Origin of the sequence: Enterobacter sp. WCHEn090032, assembly GCF_003986875.1 — a bacterium.
Lineage (GTDB): Bacteria > Pseudomonadota > Gammaproteobacteria > Enterobacterales > Enterobacteriaceae > Enterobacter > Enterobacter sichuanensis.
Genome location: NZ_RXRN01000045.1, coordinates 1 through 16073 on the forward strand (window position 1 = coordinate 1; position 16073 = coordinate 16073).

17 protein-coding genes are annotated in these 16073 nt (G+C 57.4%); 6 read left to right on the forward strand and 11 right to left on the reverse strand.

Annotated elements, in window-relative coordinates; genetic code table 11:
- Window positions 1–27: 27 nt before the first annotated feature.
- The 3 genes from EKN83_RS22615 to trmB are packed head-to-tail and all read right to left on the reverse strand — an operon-like array spanning window position 28 to window position 1846.
- Window positions 28–744 carry a DUF2884 domain-containing protein gene (locus EKN83_RS22615; protein WP_025760375.1) on the reverse strand — a complete coding sequence of 239 codons (717 nt, stop codon included), beginning with the start codon at window positions 742–744 and terminating at the stop codon, window positions 28–30.
- A gap of 56 nt (window positions 745–800) precedes the next feature.
- A complete protein-coding gene (locus EKN83_RS22620; protein WP_003862421.1) occupies window positions 801–1127 on the reverse strand; it encodes a YggL family protein in 327 nt (108 codons plus the stop codon).
- The gene (gene trmB / locus EKN83_RS22625; protein ID WP_025760376.1) at window positions 1127–1846 is read right to left on the reverse strand and encodes a tRNA (guanosine(46)-N7)-methyltransferase TrmB; all 720 of its coding nucleotides are present in this window, start codon (window positions 1844–1846) and stop codon (window positions 1127–1129) included. Before trmB ends, EKN83_RS22620 begins: the two co-directional genes overlap by 1 nt.
- Before the next feature lie 144 nt (window positions 1847–1990).
- On the opposite strand from trmB, the gene mutY reads away from it, so the two are divergent.
- From mutY to EKN83_RS22645, 4 genes are all read left to right on the forward strand, one after another.
- Window positions 1991–3043: an A/G-specific adenine glycosylase gene (gene mutY, locus EKN83_RS22630; protein WP_185857698.1), complete on the forward strand. Its 1053-nt coding sequence runs from the start codon at window positions 1991–1993 to the stop codon at window positions 3041–3043.
- A gap of 25 nt (window positions 3044–3068) precedes the next feature.
- Window positions 3069–3341: an oxidative damage protection protein gene (locus EKN83_RS22635; protein ID WP_023309138.1), complete on the forward strand. Its 273-nt coding sequence runs from the start codon at window positions 3069–3071 to the stop codon at window positions 3339–3341.
- A gap of 57 nt (window positions 3342–3398) precedes the next feature.
- Window positions 3399–4475 (forward strand): membrane-bound lytic murein transglycosylase MltC, encoded by a 1077-nt coding sequence (mltC, locus tag EKN83_RS22640; RefSeq protein ID WP_045286756.1) that lies wholly within the window; start codon window positions 3399–3401, stop codon window positions 4473–4475.
- A 233-nt stretch (window positions 4476–4708) separates the two neighbouring features.
- Window positions 4709–5965, forward strand: a complete 1257-nt coding sequence (locus EKN83_RS22645; protein WP_025760238.1) for a nucleoside permease — start codon at window positions 4709–4711, stop codon at window positions 5963–5965.
- A gap of 82 nt (window positions 5966–6047) precedes the next feature.
- On the opposite strand, the gene citG is transcribed toward EKN83_RS22645, so the two are convergent.
- From citG to EKN83_RS22685, 8 genes are read right to left on the reverse strand one after another with little or no spacing between them, the layout of a single operon-like run.
- The gene (gene citG / locus EKN83_RS22650) at window positions 6048–6851 is read right to left on the reverse strand and encodes a triphosphoribosyl-dephospho-CoA synthase CitG (RefSeq protein WP_126801744.1); all 804 of its coding nucleotides are present in this window, start codon (window positions 6849–6851) and stop codon (window positions 6048–6050) included.
- Complete coding sequence (gene citX, locus EKN83_RS22655; RefSeq protein WP_126801745.1) at window positions 6829–7368, reverse strand: citrate lyase holo-[acyl-carrier protein] synthase; 540 nt, start codon at window positions 7366–7368, stop codon at window positions 6829–6831. Before citX ends, citG begins: the two co-directional genes overlap by 23 nt.
- Window positions 7365–8888, reverse strand: coding sequence for a citrate lyase subunit alpha (citF, locus tag EKN83_RS22660; protein ID WP_126801746.1), 1524 nt, complete (start codon window positions 8886–8888; stop codon window positions 7365–7367). The genes citX and citF overlap by 4 nt, the downstream gene beginning before the upstream one ends.
- 10 nt (window positions 8889–8898) lie before the next feature.
- Complete coding sequence (gene citE, locus EKN83_RS22665; protein WP_025760235.1) at window positions 8899–9774, reverse strand: citrate (pro-3S)-lyase subunit beta; 876 nt, start codon at window positions 9772–9774, stop codon at window positions 8899–8901.
- A complete protein-coding gene (gene citD / locus EKN83_RS22670) occupies window positions 9771–10064 on the reverse strand; it encodes a citrate lyase acyl carrier protein (protein ID WP_025760234.1) in 294 nt (97 codons plus the stop codon). Before citD ends, citE begins: the two co-directional genes overlap by 4 nt.
- Window positions 10065–10080: 16 nt before the next feature.
- Entirely contained in the window at window positions 10081–11103 is a 1023-nt protein-coding gene (gene citC / locus EKN83_RS22675) for a [citrate (pro-3S)-lyase] ligase (protein ID WP_095442100.1), read from the reverse strand.
- Window positions 11104–11116: 13 nt separating this feature from the next.
- Window positions 11117–11980, reverse strand: coding sequence for a fumarylacetoacetate hydrolase family protein (locus EKN83_RS22680; protein WP_025760232.1), 864 nt, complete (start codon window positions 11978–11980; stop codon window positions 11117–11119).
- 17 nt (window positions 11981–11997) lie between these two features.
- A complete protein-coding gene (locus tag EKN83_RS22685; RefSeq protein WP_115876255.1) occupies window positions 11998–13359 on the reverse strand; it encodes a 2-hydroxycarboxylate transporter family protein in 1362 nt (453 codons plus the stop codon).
- 345 nt (window positions 13360–13704) lie between these two features.
- Between EKN83_RS22685 and EKN83_RS22690 the strand changes: the two genes are divergently transcribed.
- Complete coding sequence (locus EKN83_RS22690; RefSeq protein ID WP_047959446.1) at window positions 13705–15330, forward strand: sensor histidine kinase; 1626 nt, start codon at window positions 13705–13707, stop codon at window positions 15328–15330.
- Complete coding sequence (locus EKN83_RS22695; protein WP_045286747.1) at window positions 15320–16012, forward strand: response regulator; 693 nt, start codon at window positions 15320–15322, stop codon at window positions 16010–16012. Before EKN83_RS22690 ends, EKN83_RS22695 begins: the two co-directional genes overlap by 11 nt.
- Window positions 16013–16073 lie beyond the last annotated feature (61 nt).

Below are 16073 nucleotides of genomic sequence, written 5' to 3' on the forward strand. Positions count from 1 at the left end.
GGGGAGAGGGTTAGGGTGAGGGGTGAATTACTTCAACGTCCCCACCAGCGCTTTCCGGCTATCTTCCAGCGATACCACGCGTTTACACACGTCTTTGCCGAACTTCTGGAAATCATCTTCCTGGTTCTTCCACTCGTTCTGAATGGAGGTCTGCAGGCCGCCCAGACTGCCCAGCACGCCCTGAAGAGGGTTACCGCCGCCTTTCAGTACCGCTTTAGCACCCATCTCGTTGATGCTGTCCTGCAGGATGCCGCCCATCGCCTGGTTCACCAGCTGTTGCCCGTCAGCGCGGACCTGATCAATCGCCTTGTAGTGGAACGTCAGGCCGTCGGTACGCGTTTCGATAATCCGGTTCATCTGCTCTTTCAGCTGCTTATCGAGCTTCGTCAGGCGGGTGCGCATATTGCTGCTCTCCCCCACCTCTTTGGTGATGATCTTATCCAGCGCCACGCGGCTTTTCTCAACGCGCGTCAGCGCGCCTTCGTTAATCCATGGCAGCGCGGTACGCAAATCGGCCTGGTAGTCTTTCGCCTGCTCACGCTGTGCGGCAGTCAGGTTGTACTGTTTGCCGTTAAAGGTGACGTTCCCTTCCGGCGTAATCACCAGATTGCCGTTCTCGCCTTTGACCTGCACGGTTTGCGGGCTTAACACCACGTCATCACGCGGGGTGACGCTACATTTATACTCCGCATGGGCGGTGAATCCGGTTGCCATCAAAGCAGCAGCCAGCAACGTTTTGCGCATCTTAAACACTCCCTCAGACAAAATGGGCCAGCTAATGCTGGCCCTTTACTACTTTATTAGTCCCACCAAACGTCGAAAAGTTCGCTGACGCGAACATCTTCCAGCTTGTGGTCTTCAAGCCATTTACGTACCAGGGCCTGATGTTCTTCGGTGCATTTACCCACTTCCTGGGTGCAGATCAGACCTTCCCACGCCAGATAGCCGCTACCATCGAAGGCCAGTTTGTTTGGCTCGATCACCTCGTTGATGAACGCATCAACGTCCTGATCGATCTGCTCAACGCTGGTGCCTTCCGGGAAACGCCAGGCAACGGAGAAGCCCACTTCCTGGAATTCTTCGATGTGCATCTTTTTACGCAGACGACGGCTACGATTCTTTGCCATTATTTCACCCTCTCGAACATTAAGTCCCATACACCGTGACCAAGACGATGGCCACGCTGTTCAAATTTCGTTACCGGACGCGATTCCGGACGCGGTACATAGTCGTTGCTCGCCGACTGGTTTTTGTAACCGTCCAGCGATGACATCACTTCCAGCATATGTTCCGCATAAGGTTCCCAGTCGGTCGCCATATGGAAGACACCGCCCAGCTTGAGCTTACTTTTTACCAGCTCAGCAAACGGCGCCTGAACGATACGGCGTTTATTATGACGTGCTTTGTGCCACGGGTCAGGGAAAAAGAGCTGAACCATGGTTAAAGAATTGTCAGGAATCATTTTGTGCAGCACTTCCACCGCGTCATGACACATCACGCGCAGGTTCTCAACGCCCTCTTCATGGGCCGTAGCCAGACACGCGCCCACGCCCGGGGAGTGCACTTCAATGCCGAGGAAGTTCTGCTCCGGGCGGGCTTTGGCCATGGTCACCAGCGAGGCGCCCATACCGAAACCAATTTCCAGAGTTACCGGCGCGTCGCGGCCAAACAGCTCGCTAAAATCCAGAGGCTGCTCGCTGAACTCAACGCCCATCACCGGCCAGTAGTTGTCCAGCGCATGTTGCTGCCCTTTCGTCAGGCGACCCTGACGGCGGACAAAGCTGCGAATACGGCGCAGCGGGCGACCGTTTTCATCAAATTCCGGTGAAATGACGTCGTTTTTCATAAAAGAGTTGTCTGCTTGTGAGAATGTTCGGGAAACGGGCATTATCCAAAGTTAAGGCTTCTATGCAAGCATGGGAAAGATCCGGTTTACAGCAGATTGACGCTGTGCTGCAATCGGCGTCCCTGATTATACGAATCGATGACCATGCAAGCCTCTCAATTTTCAGCCCAGGTGCTGGACTGGTACGACAAATACGGGCGTAAAACCCTGCCCTGGCAAATTGAAAAAACGCCTTACAAAGTATGGCTCTCCGAAGTGATGTTGCAACAAACGCAGGTCGCGACGGTGGTTCCTTACTTTGAGCGTTTTATGGCGCGCTTCCCGACGGTGACCGATCTGGCTAACGCTCCGCTGGACGAGGTGCTGCACCTGTGGACCGGGCTTGGCTACTACGCCCGCGCGCGTAACCTGCACAAAGCGGCACAGCAGGTCGCGACGCGCCACAACGGACGCTTCCCGGAAACCTTCGACGAGGTGGCGGATTTACCCGGCGTCGGACGTTCAACCGCCGGCGCCATTCTCTCCCTCTCTTTAGGCAAGCATTTTCCAATCCTCGACGGCAACGTGAAGCGCGTGCTGGCACGCTGCTATGCCGTCGACGGCTGGCCGGGGAAGAAGGATGTTGAAAAACGTCTTTGGGAAATAAGTGAAGAGGTCACCCCGGCAAACGGCGTCGAGCGCTTCAACCAGGCGATGATGGATCTGGGCGCGATGGTCTGCACGCGCTCAAAGCCAAAATGCGAACTCTGCCCGGTGAATAACCTCTGCGTGGCGTACGCCAACCAGTCGTGGGCGCAGTATCCCGGTAAAAAACCCAAACAGACGCTGCCGGAACGCACCGGTTATATGCTGCTGATGCAGCACGGCGATGAAGTGTTCCTGGCCCAACGTCCACCGAGCGGTCTGTGGGGTGGTCTATACTGCTTCCCACAGTTTGAAGATGAAGACTTGCTGCGTGAATGGCTTAAAAAGCGCGGGATTGCTGCCGATAACCTGACGCAGCTGACCGCGTTTCGCCACACCTTCAGCCATTTCCATCTGGATATTGTGCCGATGTGGCTTCCCGTGTCCTCCTTCGCCTCGTGCATGGATGAAGGCACCGCTCTCTGGTATAACTTAGCGCAACCGCCATCAGTCGGGCTGGCGGCTCCCGTGGAGCGCCTGTTACAGCAATTACGTGCCGGTGCAATGGTTTAGCATCGGCTAAAAAAGAGGAATGAGTATGGCCAGAACGATTTTTTGTACTTTCCTGCAGCGTGACGCTGAAGGCCAGGATTTCCAGCTTTATCCGGGCGACCTGGGTAAACGCATTTATAACGAGATTTCCAAAGAAGCCTGGGGGCAGTGGCAGAAAAAGCAGACCATGCTGATCAACGAGAAGAAACTCAGCATGATGAACCCGGAACACCGCAAACTGCTGGAGCAGGAGATGGTGAGCTTCCTGTTCGAAGGTAAAGACGTGCACATCGAAGGCTATACGCCACCGGAAAAATAACAGCGTGCGGGGGGAAACCCCGCCGTTAAAGCAAACACAACACGCACTCCCGGAATGATGAAAAAACTTTTAGCGCTAGCCCTTGTTGCGCCGTTGCTTGTCTCGTGTTCGTCAAAAAAAGGTGATGAGTACAACGAAGCCTGGATCAAGGACACCAACGGTTTTGATATTTTGATGGGGCAGTTTGCCCATAACATCGAGAATATATGGGGATTTAACGAAGTTCTTATTGCCGGACCTAAGGACTACGTTAAGTACACCGACGCCTATCTGACCCGTAGCCACATCAACTTTGATGAGGGTACGATCACGATTGAAACCATTGCCGGCACAGACCCTGCCGCTCGGCTCCGTCAGGCAATCATCAAAACCCTGCTGATGGGTGACGATCCGGGCTCAATCGATCTCTACTCCGATGCCGACGACATCACGATATCCAAAGAGCCGTTCCTGTACGGTCAGGTCGTCGATCAGACCGGCCAGCCCATTCGCTGGGAAGGCCGCGCCACGAAATTTGCCGACTACCTGCTGCAGACGCGCCTGAAAAGCCGCTCGAACGGTCTGAAGATTATCTATAGCGTCACCATCAACCTTGTTCCGAACCACCTCGACAAGCGTGCGCATAAGTACTTAGGCATGGTGCGTCAGGCCTCACGCAAGTACGGCGTGGATGAGTCGCTGATCCTGGCGATTATGCAGACCGAATCGTCATTTAACCCGTACGCGGTGAGCCGTTCCGACGCCCTGGGGCTGATGCAGGTTGTACAGCACAGCGCCGGTAAAGACGTCTTCCGCGCGCAGGGGAAATCCGGGACGCCGAGCCGCAGCTATCTGTTCGATCCGCAGAGCAACATTGATACTGGCACCGCCTATCTGGCGATGCTGAACAATGTCTACCTGGGCGGGATTGATAACCCGACCTCGCGCCGCTACGCGGTGATCACCGCCTATAACGGCGGTGCGGGCAGCGTGCTACGTGTCTTCTCGAATGACAAAGTGCAGGCCGCAAACATCATCAACAGCATGGCGCCGGGAGATGTCTACGCAACCCTGACCACCCGCCATCCGTCCGCGGAATCCCGTCGTTATCTGTATAAAGTGAATACGGCGCAGAAGAACTACCGTCGTCGCTAGAAAACCAACACCCCTCACCCTAACCCTCTCCCCAAAGGGGAGAGGGGACTGAACACCCTCACCCATATGAAAATGTTATTTGCATCACAATCCAAACTGCAAATTAATGTGGATTGCATTTTTTTGCGGGAGGTAACAAAACATATCGTTGCCAACTGATAGAATTGCATCAAATAACAACCCTGAATGTTCCTATAACAACATATCTCCCGCTCACTTGTGAGGAAAGTAACATGAACCTTAAGCTGCAGCTTAAAATATTGTCGTTTCTGCAGTTCTGCCTGTGGGGTAGCTGGCTGACTACACTCGGCTCCTATATGTTTGTGACGCTCAAGTTCGATGGTGCGTCAATCGGTGCCGTATACAGTTCGCTCGGTATTGCGGCGGTCTTCATGCCAACGCTGCTGGGGATCGTGGCGGATAAATGGCTGAGTGCCAAATGGCTGTACATGCTTTGCCACCTGGTGGGCGCGGGGACGCTGTTTATGGCAGCCCAGGTTACCACGCCGGGGGCGATGTTCATGGTGATCCTGCTTAATTCGCTGGCCTACATGCCAACGCTTGGGCTGATCAACACCATCTCCTACTATCGCCTGAAATCCGCGGATATGGATATCGTGACCGATTTCCCGCCAATCCGCATCTGGGGCACTATCGGCTTTATCATGGCGATGTGGGGCGTGAGCTTCGCGGGCTTCGAACTGAGCCATATGCAGCTTTACATCGGCGCTGCACTCTCCGTGCTGCTGGCGCTGTTCACCCTGACGCTGCCAACCATTCCGGTCTCTAACCAGCAGAAAAACCAGAGCTGGAGCACCATGCTCGGCCTGGACGCCTTCGCACTGTTTAAAAACAAACGCATGGCGATCTTCTTTATCTTCTCCATGCTGCTGGGCGCGGAACTGCAGATCACCAACATGTTCGGCAACACCTTCCTGCACAGCTTCGATAACAACCCGCTGTTCTCCGGCAGCTTTATCGTTGAACATGCGTCGGTGATGATGTCCATCTCGCAGATCTCTGAGACGCTGTTCATCCTGACCATTCCGTTCTTCCTGAGCCGCTACGGCATCAAGAACGTCATGCTGATCAGTATCGCGGCATGGATGTTGCGCTTCGGTCTCTTCGCCTATGGCGACCCAAGCCCGTTCGGCACCGTGCTGCTGGTTCTGTCGATGATTGTTTACGGCTGCGCCTTCGACTTCTTCAACATCTCGGGTTCCGTGTTTGTGGAAAAAGAGGTGAAACCTGAAATCCGCGCCAGTGCACAAGGTATGTTCCTGATGATGACCAACGGCTTCGGCTGTATTCTGGGCGGCGTGGTGAGCGGCAAAGTGGTTGAGATGTACACCACCAACGGCATCACCAACTGGCAGCCGGTGTGGCTGATCTTCGCCGCGTACTCACTGGTGCTGTTCTTCGCGTTTATCGTGCTGTTCAAGTACAAACACGTTCGCGTGCCGAATGGTGCGCAGCCAGTCGCGCATTGATTGTTGTGCCCGGTGGCGCTAACGCTTACCGGGCCTACAAAAACACCGTTCGTAAGCCGGGCAAGGCGAAGCCGCCACCCGGCTATTTTATTGCAGCAAGCACCCACCCCACCGACAGTAAATCCGCGCTGCCTCCGGGACTCAGGTTCCGTTCAATCAATGCGTTATCCATTCTGAGCAACGCCTCGCGGTCCCAGCCTGCAGCCAGCAGTTTCCGCGCATAACCCTGAACGTAGCGTAGCCCCTCAATGCCGCCGCGCGACACCAGATTGCTGTCCTGATTGACTGACATCAGGCGTAACAGCAGGTCGTGAAGTGAATGTCCGTTCCACTGCGCCAGCGCCTTACGCACCGTAGCAAAACCGCTTTCGGCCTCTCCGCGCGCGCCGCTTAAGCCATACAGCTGATACTGCCGCTCGCCCGCCGTCGCCTGCCCGCTGCGTGCGGCCAGCTCCCGCGAGACCAGCCCGCTGCAGAGGTTACTCACCTCACAGCAGAGGCTGTCTGCGGAGACCCTTTTCACACGCCCGGCAGCAAAGCACAGTAAACCAAGGGCAAAAATCCCGCCTTTGTGGGTATTCACCCCGTTCGTTGCGGCATACATCGCCTGCTCGCAGGCCATCCCCATCGGGCGGAGAACCCGTAACTGTTCGTCAGCGGGTTTATCGGCATGCGCGCTGCCCAGCTCAGCAAAGCGCGAAAACCACGGCGTAATCGCCGCAATGCTGCGGACAAACAGCGCGTGGTCCATATCGCGATGGGCGCCGTTATTGAGTTTGTCCACCAGACCCGGCTTGGGCGTCAGCTCCAGCTCCTGCCACAACGCCGCTTCGGCAAGCGCGGGCACGTCAGCCGGGCGCAGTTTAGTCGCGAGCAAACCAGTCATCGATCATCTTCTCCACGCGAGCCACAACCTGCTCCACTGGATGCGCGCGCGAACGGGAACAGGCATGCGCCGGCTCGTCGCAGATCAGGCAGCGTCTGAGATTCGTCCCCAGCGACTGTCGCCCGACGTGGCCGTGCTGAGGGCAGATCACATCCAGATCCCACAGCCTGCCGAGCGGATGCGTCTGCTCCAGTTCCGCACAGTGCGCTTTGATTTCTGCCGCCGGATGGGCCACGCACCACAGGGCTTCCGGCCCGGTCGGGAGCCACAGTACCTGGCGGTCCAGCACCTGCCAGCGGTTTTCCCACAGCAGCTGGTCGCACATCTGCAGCGCCACGCCCATGGTGTTGCGATAGCGCAGGCTGTCTTTGACCTCCCCTGGCGTCACCAGGGTGAGGGAAATGACCGGTTGTTGATAGTGCTCAAGCATGTCAGCCTGACGCCCTGCGCGGCGCTCTTTCGCCGCCAGCAGTTCGTCCAGGCTGACACCCGCCCGCACGGGTGTCGCTGAAATCATACGTCCTCCTTCACCTGTCGCACGGTGTCGATCACGCTGCCGTCCCGGTAGCGGATCACCCCGACGATTTTGTCGGTAAACGCGATTGGTTTGGGTACGCCAGTCAGGGAAATCGCCCGCTCGTACAGCGCAGTGATGTCCACAACCTTGAGCCCCGCCTTCAGCAGCCGCTCGCTGATCTCCGGGCGCGCCGGGTTGACCGCGATACCGTGATCGGTGACCAGTACGTCAATGCTCTCCCCCGGCGTGAGGCGCGTGGTAACCCGCTTCACGACCGTCGGAATGCGGCTACGCAGCAGGGGGGCAACGACGATGGTCAGGTTCGCCGCGGCGGCCACGTCGCAGTGTCCGCCGGACGCACCGCGCATCACGCCGTCGGAGCCGGTGATGACGTTGACGTTGAAATCGACGTCAATTTCCAGGGCGCTGAGGATCACCACATCAAGCTGGTCGCAGCTTGCCGCCTTACTGCCGGGGTTGGCGTAGACGTTGGTGGAGATCTCCACGTGGTTCGGATTACGCGCCAGCGAGGCCGCCGCCTGGCCGTCAAAGCACTGGGTATCGAGCAGCTTTTCAATAAGCCCCTTTTCATGCAGATCCACCAGGCTGCCGGTGATGCCGCCGAGCGCAAAGCGTGCCTTCACGCCGCTGCGCTCCATCTTCTCTTCCATAAAGCGGGTGCAGGCGGTGGCCGCCGCGCCGGAGCCGGTCTGCATCGAGAAGCCCGGTTTAAAGTAGCCGGAGTGCTCAATGACGTCCGCCGCATAGCGGGCAATCATCAGCTCGCGCGGGTTGCTGGTGACGCGCGCTGCGCCGACGCTGATTTTCGCCGGATCGCCCACGCTCTCCACCTGCACGATGTAGTCCACCTGGTCCTGCACCAGGCTGGCGGGCATATTGGGGAATGGCACCAGCGCTTCGGTCAGCAGCACCACCTTACGGGCAAAGTACGCATCCACCATCGCATAGCCCAGCGAGCCGCAGCAGGATTTGCCGTGCGTGCCGTTGGCGTTGCCAAATTCATCGCTGCACGGCACGCCGAGAAACGCCACGTCGATATTCAGCTCGCCGTCCTGGAGCAGCTTCACCCGCCCGCCGTGGGAATGAATTTGCACCGGCTCATCCATCAGCCCGTGGGAGATGGCCTCTGCCAGCCTGCCGCGCATCCCGGAGGTGTAAATCCGGGTGATCACCCCGCTTTCAATGTGCTCAATCAGCGCGTCGTTGCAGGTCATCAGCGAGCTGGAGGCCAGGGTCAGGTTTTTGAAGCCCATCCGCGCCAGCAGCGCCACTACGGTGTTAATCACCCGGTCGCCTTCACGAAACGCGTGGTGGAAGGAGATGGTCATCCCATCCTGCAGACCGCAGCGCTTAACCGCCTCTTCGACAGAGGCGCACAGTTTGCGGTTGTGCTTCGCGTCGCTGTCCGCCAGCCACGGCGTCGCGCTGTGGGCGGTATCAAACGGTTTTAAGTCCCGCAGATGGGGAAAATTGACATGGAGAAGTTCAGTCTGATTCATTATCTCATCCTTACCGACGCACGCCGGAGGCCGCCGCGCGCTCCAGCACCACCTGCGCGTGGTTAATAATTGGTGCATCCACCATTTTGCCGTTGAGCGACACCACGCCCAGGCCGTTACGCTCGCCCTCTTCTGCCGCTTCAATCACCCTTTTGGCGTGATCCACCTCTTCCTGGGTCGGGGCATAGGCGTTATGCAGGAGATCGATCTGGCGCGGGTTGATCAGCGATTTACCGTTAAAGCCCATCTTGCGGATCAGATCGACCTCGCGCAGGAACCCGGCCTCGTCGTTAACGTCTGACCACACCACGTCGAAGGCGTCGATGCCTGCGGCACGCGCGGCGTGCAGCACGGCACAACGGGCGTAGAACAGCTCGGTGCCGTCGCCGCGTTCGGTCTGCATGTCCATGACATAGTCAAAGGCGGCCAGCGCGATGCCGATTAAGCGCGGAGAGCTGCGGGCAATCGCCACGGCGTTAATCACGCCAACGGCCGATTCAATCGCCGCCATCACGCGGGTGGACCCCACCTCGCGACCACATTCTTGCTCAATGCGCACCAGGTGGCCTTCCAGCTCATAGATGTCATCCGGCGTATCGGTTTTCGGCAGACGGATCACGTCCACGCCGGCCCGTACGGCGGCCTCCAGATCCAGCAGGCCAAACGGCGTGCTCAGCGGGTTAATGCGCACCACGGTTTCGATATCCTGATACATCGGATGCTGCAGCGCATGAAACACCAGCATGCGTGCGGTGTCTTTCTCGCGCAGGGCAACGGCGTCTTCCAGGTCAAACATGATGGAGTCCGGGCGGTAGATAAACGCGGTGGAGAGCATGGCGGCGTTGGCACCCGGGAGGAACAGCATGCTGCGGCGGAGTTTGCTCATTTCAGCGCCCCCCAGTTGATGGCCTGTTCATCGGCGGCACGCAGCAGTGCGCTCTGCAGGCGGGCGCGGATCACACAGTCCAGCGCCCCTTTGTCTTCAATAATGATGAGTCCCTGGTGCACGTTCATGGCGCGCAATGTGTCGTTGACCACCTGGCGAATTTGCTCGCCAAACTGCTTAATCACTTCGCTGTGGATGACTACCTCCAGCTCGCCGTGAGCGGGAGCGATTTTCACCATCAGGTCGCTGGACTCCTGCGTTCCGGCCAGCGCCTCCCTTACAATTTTCATGATAAATTCCTGGTAGTTAAGCGACTTCCGCACTCGCCCGATAGTGTGTCTCGAGGTGCGCGAAGGTGGAGTCCGGGACTATCTCCCGGATCCGGGAAAACTGCTGTGTCTTCAGTAAGCGGCGCACTTCGGACGCTGAAATGGCGTTGCCGGTGGCCTTGATGCGCGGCATTTCCACCACCTCGATATGCGAGGCCAGCAGGTCGTGCAGCGTCTGGTTGTACTGGCGGGTGATGTCGCAAAACGGCTCCGAGCCGATGAAGCGGTGCGTGATGCCCAGCGCCGGGGCAATGAAATCCCGGAAGATCAGCACATCAATTTCGCTCCACGCCTGCTGCACTTTGCCGGTCTCCTTCAGGAAGTAGGCCGGAAACGTGGCGCGGGAGATGATGTACTGCGAGCCTTCATGCACCACCACATTCGGCAGATGTGCCACGCCCGCGCGCACCATCTCAAGACGTGCGCTGAACGGGAAAAACGAGGCGTCTTCACGCACCACGAACAGATGCAGGGCATCACACTGCATCGCCGCCTGCTCCACCAGATGGCGGTGGCCGAGGGTGAACGGATTGGCGTTCATCACAATGGCGCCAATTTTCTCCCCGCTCTTGCGGTTCGCGCGCAGAGAACGGCAATAACGCTCAATCCCCTGCGGGGTGTTCTCCATCAGTACCGCGTTGTTCCCGCTCTCGGCAATCGGCCAGAAACCGCTGCGGGCAAAACGCGCCTTGTTGCACGGACGGGTGCAGAGGAAGAGGTGAAAATGGCCGCGCTCCAGCGCCGCATTTTGCACCTCCGCCAGCAGCCGTGCGCTGAGGTTCTCGCCGCGAAGCTGCTCGTTGACCGCCACGCATTTGATGACGTTGGCGGCAAGCCCTGCGCAACCCACCAGCTGCGGGCCGGACCAGGCTTCGACAAACAGCGTGATGTCGTTGTCCAGGCCCAGGCCGCTGTCCGCCAGCAGGTAACGGATCTGGCTTAAGCGTTCCGGGTGCTTCGCCACCAGCGTGTGGCGAAAATCGATGGGTTGCGAGTGCATGTTACCGCCTTACTCAGTGTGCTGCCGCGAGCCCAACGGCTGGCGCTTCCACGATCACGTTACTCAGATGACCGATATGCTCGATCTCCACCTCAATGCGATCGCCCTCTTTCATAAACAGCGGCGGGTTACGCTTTTTACCCACTCCGCCTGGAGAGCCGGTGATGATCACGTCACCCGGGCTTAAGCGGGTAAAGGTGCTGATGTACTCGATAAGCTCGGCGACTTTGTGGATCATGCTGCTGGTATTGTCTTCCTGCACCATGCGGCCGTTCAGCCAGGTGCGGATCGCAAGCTGGTGCGGGTCCGGGATCTCATCCGCCGTCGCCATCCACGGGCCAAACGCGCCGGTTTTGCGCCAGTTTTTACCGGCGGTAAACCAGGTGTGCTGCCAGTCGCGGGCGGAGCCGTCCATGTAGCAGCTGTAGCCCGCCACGTGGCGCAGGGCGTCGTCGCGGCGGATATTCTCCCCGCCTTTACCGATGATCACCGCCAGCTCGCCTTCGTAGTCGAATTCGCTGGAGTGGCGCGGCTTCAGCACCGGCTCGTTGTGGCCGGTCTGGGAATCCGGGAAGCGGACAAACAGCGTTGGAGCCGGGTTGTGCTGGTCAAACTCCTTGCGCTTGTCGGCGTAGTTCATGCCCACACAGAGGATTTTTTCCGGCTGCTCAATCACCGGTAAGAAGGTGATGGCGCTCATCGGCACGTCCACTGCATCGTTCAGGTAACGGGTGGCCTGTGCCAGCCCGTTGCCCTGCAGCAGCGCTTTAAGGTCGCTGTAGCGGTCGCCCAGACGGCGACCTAAATCAATCACGCCGTCGGCCTGCACGATGCCGTAGCTGCGTTTTCCCTGGTATAAAAAGCTTGCGAGTTTCATTGTTCTTTCCTGAAAACTTAAACGAGGAAGTTGCCCAGAATCAGCAGTGAGACAGAGACGTTAATCGCGCCGCCAATTCGGGTAGCAATCTGGGCGAACGGCATCAGGCTCATGCGGTTGCCTGCGGTCAGGATCGCCACGTCGCCGGTTCCGCCCTGGCCGCTCTGACAGCAGGAGACGATGGCGACATCAATCGGGTGCATACCAATCTTTTTGCCGACGAAGAACCCGGTCGCCACCAGCGCGGAGACGGTGCTGATAATCACCAGCAGGTTGGTCAGCGTGAAGGCCGCCACCAGTTCATGCCACGGGGTGATGGCCACGCCCACGGCAAAGAGAATCGGGTAGGTCACAGAGGTCTGGAAGAATTTGTACACCACCTGCGAGCCTTCCAGCAGACGTGGAGAAGCGCCGTTGCACAGCTTCACCAGCACCGCCATAAACAGCATGCCCACTGGCGCAGGCAGGCCAATCAGCTTGTGGCCGAGCATGCCCAGCATGTAGAGCAGCACTGCCAGCAGCGCGCCGGAGGCGATGGTGGTCACGTCCGCTTTACCAGAGAACGCAGGCTGAGAGACGGTGGCATCCGCATTCGCGCGGTTCGGCATCAGCTGGCCTTCACCGGTCAGGTGCGGATAGCGTTTGCCGAGCTGGTTCAGGCACCCGGAGATAATGATTGCCGTCAGACCGCCGAGCATCACCATCGGCAGCACGCGTCCGAGCGCAACGCCCTGGTCCATATGCAGCAGGGTGGCATAGCCGATGGAAAGCGGGATCGCCCCTTCTCCTACGCCGCCCGCCATAATCGGCAGAATGATGAAGAAGAAGATCTGGAACGGCTCAAGACCCAGCGCCAGGCCGACGCCCATCCCCACCAGCATGCCGACGATCTCACCACACAGCATCGGGAAGAAGATGCGCAGGAAGCCCTGAATCAGCACCGTGCGGTTCATGCTCATGATGCTGCCAACGATGATGCAGCAGATGTAGAGGTAGAGAATGTTGGTGGATTTGTAGAACTTAGTGGTGGACTCGACCACCACGTCCGGCAGCAGGCCGTAGTAGACCAGCGCGGAAGGGATAAAGGTGGCGCAAATCGCCGCCGCGCCGAGCTTGCCGACAATTGGCAGGCGTTTGCCAAACTCACCGCAGGCAAAGCCGAAAAAGGCCAGCGTCGCCACCATCACCACGATATCGCTCGGCAATTTTCCGCCCAGGCAATCAATTGCAATCAGCGCACCCGCCAGAACGAACAGCGGCAGAGGAATAATCCCAATTTTCCAGGTATCCATAATATGCCACCAGCGCTCTTTGAGCGAAGGTCGCTGAATTTCAATCGGGTCGTGGGTAACAGAGAAAGAATCGTCAGTTGTGCTCATAATAAGCCCCTTGGTTATTTTGTGCGTTCAGCTTAGAGTCACAAAGGCTTACTTTATGTGAGGAAAGGCATATTAAAAGCGAAGTTTTAATGGCCGCTATGGTTTTAATGGTTTCTTTTATTTACTGTGATTTATACCGTATTTATTCCCGTGGTTTTTATGGTTTCTTTTCCGAATTGAACAAACAAATAACATTTATTGCGGCAGCCTGAAGTCAGCCCTCCTTCCGGGCTATGCTTTTACAGCCCCTGCTGTGCAAGGGATCACAAGTTTTCGGCAAAGCAGGCATCCGCACGAAAAAAGATGATATATTGGCCATCTTTGTCGCTACCTCGCGTGATAGTTATGAAAGTCTCTTTCCAGATTAAGCTGTTTATTTCGCTGGTTGCCTTTTTCTCAGTACTTTTTACCTTACTGGGCGGATATTATTATGTCGATGTTGGTAAACAGCTTTATCAGGAAATGAGCGCGCGCGCCAAAATACAGGCTGAAGAGATAGCACTTATTCCGACATTACGTGATGAAGTTGAACAAAAGAATATCAACGCCATTCATGATTTTATGCAGAAGATTTCTGCGCTCAGTGACGCCAGCTTTATTGTGATTGGTGATAATAAGGGGCTGCACCTTTTTCATTCCGTCTTTGCCGACAGAGTGGGGACCACGCTGGTCGGCGGTGACAATGAAGCCGTTTTACAGGGGAAAAGTATCACCACGATCCGCAAAGGCGGGCTGGGCATTTCGCTGCGCAGTAAAGCTCCCATCTTTAACAATGCCGGACAGGTGGTCGGTATTGTTTCGGTAGGCTATCTCACCAGCTATCTGGATACCATTACCGTCAGTAAGGTAGTCAATATCCTGATTGCCGCCGTGCTGCTGCTGATTGCCCTCTTTGTCTTCTCCTGGTTCTTTACCCGCAGCATTAAGAAGCAAATCTTCTCCCTCGAGCCGCGAGAGATCGGTCTGCTGGTGCGCCAGCAGAAGGCGATGATGGAGTCCATCTACGAAGGCGTGATCGCCATTGATAACGAACGACGCATAGAGGTGATCAACCAGGCGGCGCGCAAGCTGCTGGGCCTGAGCCAGCCGGCCCGGGAGCTGCGCGGGCAGCTGATAAGCCAGGTAATTGAGCCGGTGCCGTTCTTCGACACGCAAACTATGCTGGCGAAAGATACCCATGACGAGATTTGCCGTTTTAACGACCTCACGGTTATTGCCAGCCGGGTACACATCATGCTTGAGGGGGCGCTGCAGGGCTGGGTGATCACCTTCCGCGATCGCAACGAGATCGACTCGCTGAGCGCCCAACTCAGCCAGGTCAAACGCTATGTCGATAATCTGCGCATCATGCGCCACGAACAGTTAAACCGGATGACTACCCTTTCCGGCCTGCTGCATATGGGCCGCTATGAGGAGGCCATTGGCTACATTCAGGCGCAATCGGAACATGCCCAGGAGTTGCTGGACTTTATCTCGTCGCGCTTCAGTTCCCCGACGCTGTGCGGCCTGCTGTTGGGGAAAGCCGCCCGTGCGCGGGAGAAAGGGGTCGAGCTCAGTTTCGACCCGGCCTGTCGGCTGGACAAACCGTTCCTGCCGCTGGGGGAACAAGAGCTGATTTCGATTATTGGCAACCTGCTGGATAACGCCATCGAAGCGACGCAACGGTCGCCGCTTCCCCACGCGCCGGTGGAGGTGCTGATCAAACTCAGCGAACAGGAGCTGATCGTTGAAGTGGCCGACCAGGGCGTTGGCATTACCCCTGCGATCCGTGACAGGATCTTTGAGCGCGGCATCACCACCAAAACACGCGGCGATCATGGGATTGGCCTGTATCTGATTGAAAGCTATGTCACACAGGCAGGCGGCACAATTGAAGTTGCCGATAACACGCCGCGCGGCGCCATTTTCTCACTGTTTATCCCTGCGACTGGAGCCGCCCGGCAACTGGAAGACACCGACTATGCAACATGAACTTATCGACGTACTGATTGTTGAAGACGAGAACGAGCTGGCGCAGCTGCACGCGGAGCTGATAGGTAAGCATCCGCGTCTGAGGCTGGTGGGCATTGCCTCGTCACTGGCTGCGGCCCAGGCTGAGCTTGAAAGTAAACAGCCGCAGCTGGTGCTGCTGGATAACTATCTGCCTGACGGCAAAGGGATCTCGCTTATCACTAACCCCCTGCTGGCGCGCGCCAACTGCTCGGTGATTTTTATTACGGCCGCCAGCGATATGGACACCTGCAGCCAGGCGATCCGCAACGGCGCGTTCGATTACATTCTTAAACCGGTCTCCTGGAAGCGGCTCAGCCAGTCGCTGGAGCGGTTTGTGCAGTTTGCCGAACAGCAGCGCGTCTGGAAGATTGTCGACCAGCAGAACGTCGATTCGCTCTATCAGCTACAGGCGAAAAACTACCGTCAGGACAACGGCAGCAAAGGCATTGAGGAAAATACGCTGGCGCGGGTGCAGTCGCTGTTTAACGCCCGGTCAACACACTGCTTTACCGTGGATGAGGTCGTGAGCGAGACGGGGCTGAGTAAAACCACCACCCGACGCTATCTGGAGCATTGCGTGGAGGCGGGTTTTCTGACGGTGGAGATGCTGTACGGCAAGATTGGGCATCCGAGGAGGATGTACAAGCGTAGTGCGGTTTAACTCCCCTCACCCCGGCCCTCTCCCCAAAGGGGCGAGGGTGAAAAGACGGCTCCGTGCAATC

Coding starts and splice junctions, on each gene's coding strand:
- EKN83_RS22685 (WP_115876255.1), bottom strand. CDS start 13,359: ATGAGCACAACTGACGATTCTTTCTCTGTTACCCACGACCCGATTGAA.
- EKN83_RS22645 (WP_025760238.1), top strand. CDS start 4,709: ATGAACCTTAAGCTGCAGCTTAAAATATTGTCGTTTCTGCAGTTCTGC.
- citC (WP_095442100.1), bottom strand. CDS start 11,103: ATGCACTCGCAACCCATCGATTTTCGCCACACGCTGGTGGCGAAGCAC.
- EKN83_RS22615 (WP_025760375.1), bottom strand. CDS start 744: ATGCGCAAAACGTTGCTGGCTGCTGCTTTGATGGCAACCGGATTCACC.
- EKN83_RS22695 (WP_045286747.1), top strand. CDS start 15,320: ATGCAACATGAACTTATCGACGTACTGATTGTTGAAGACGAGAACGAG.
- citX (WP_126801745.1), bottom strand. CDS start 7,368: ATGATTTCAGCGACACCCGTGCGGGCGGGTGTCAGCCTGGACGAACTG.
- mutY (WP_185857698.1), top strand. CDS start 1,991: ATGCAAGCCTCTCAATTTTCAGCCCAGGTGCTGGACTGGTACGACAAA.
- citG (WP_126801744.1), bottom strand. CDS start 6,851: ATGACTGGTTTGCTCGCGACTAAACTGCGCCCGGCTGACGTGCCCGCG.
- EKN83_RS22680 (WP_025760232.1), bottom strand. CDS start 11,980: ATGAAACTCGCAAGCTTTTTATACCAGGGAAAACGCAGCTACGGCATC.
- trmB (WP_025760376.1), bottom strand. CDS start 1,846: ATGAAAAACGACGTCATTTCACCGGAATTTGATGAAAACGGTCGCCCG.
- EKN83_RS22620 (WP_003862421.1), bottom strand. CDS start 1,127: ATGGCAAAGAATCGTAGCCGTCGTCTGCGTAAAAAGATGCACATCGAA.
- citE (WP_025760235.1), bottom strand. CDS start 9,774: ATGAGCAAACTCCGCCGCAGCATGCTGTTCCTCCCGGGTGCCAACGCC.
- EKN83_RS22690 (WP_047959446.1), top strand. CDS start 13,705: ATGAAAGTCTCTTTCCAGATTAAGCTGTTTATTTCGCTGGTTGCCTTT.
- mltC (WP_045286756.1), top strand. CDS start 3,399: ATGAAAAAACTTTTAGCGCTAGCCCTTGTTGCGCCGTTGCTTGTCTCG.
- citF (WP_126801746.1), bottom strand. CDS start 8,888: ATGAATCAGACTGAACTTCTCCATGTCAATTTTCCCCATCTGCGGGAC.
- citD (WP_025760234.1), bottom strand. CDS start 10,064: ATGAAAATTGTAAGGGAGGCGCTGGCCGGAACGCAGGAGTCCAGCGAC.
- EKN83_RS22635 (WP_023309138.1), top strand. CDS start 3,069: ATGGCCAGAACGATTTTTTGTACTTTCCTGCAGCGTGACGCTGAAGGC.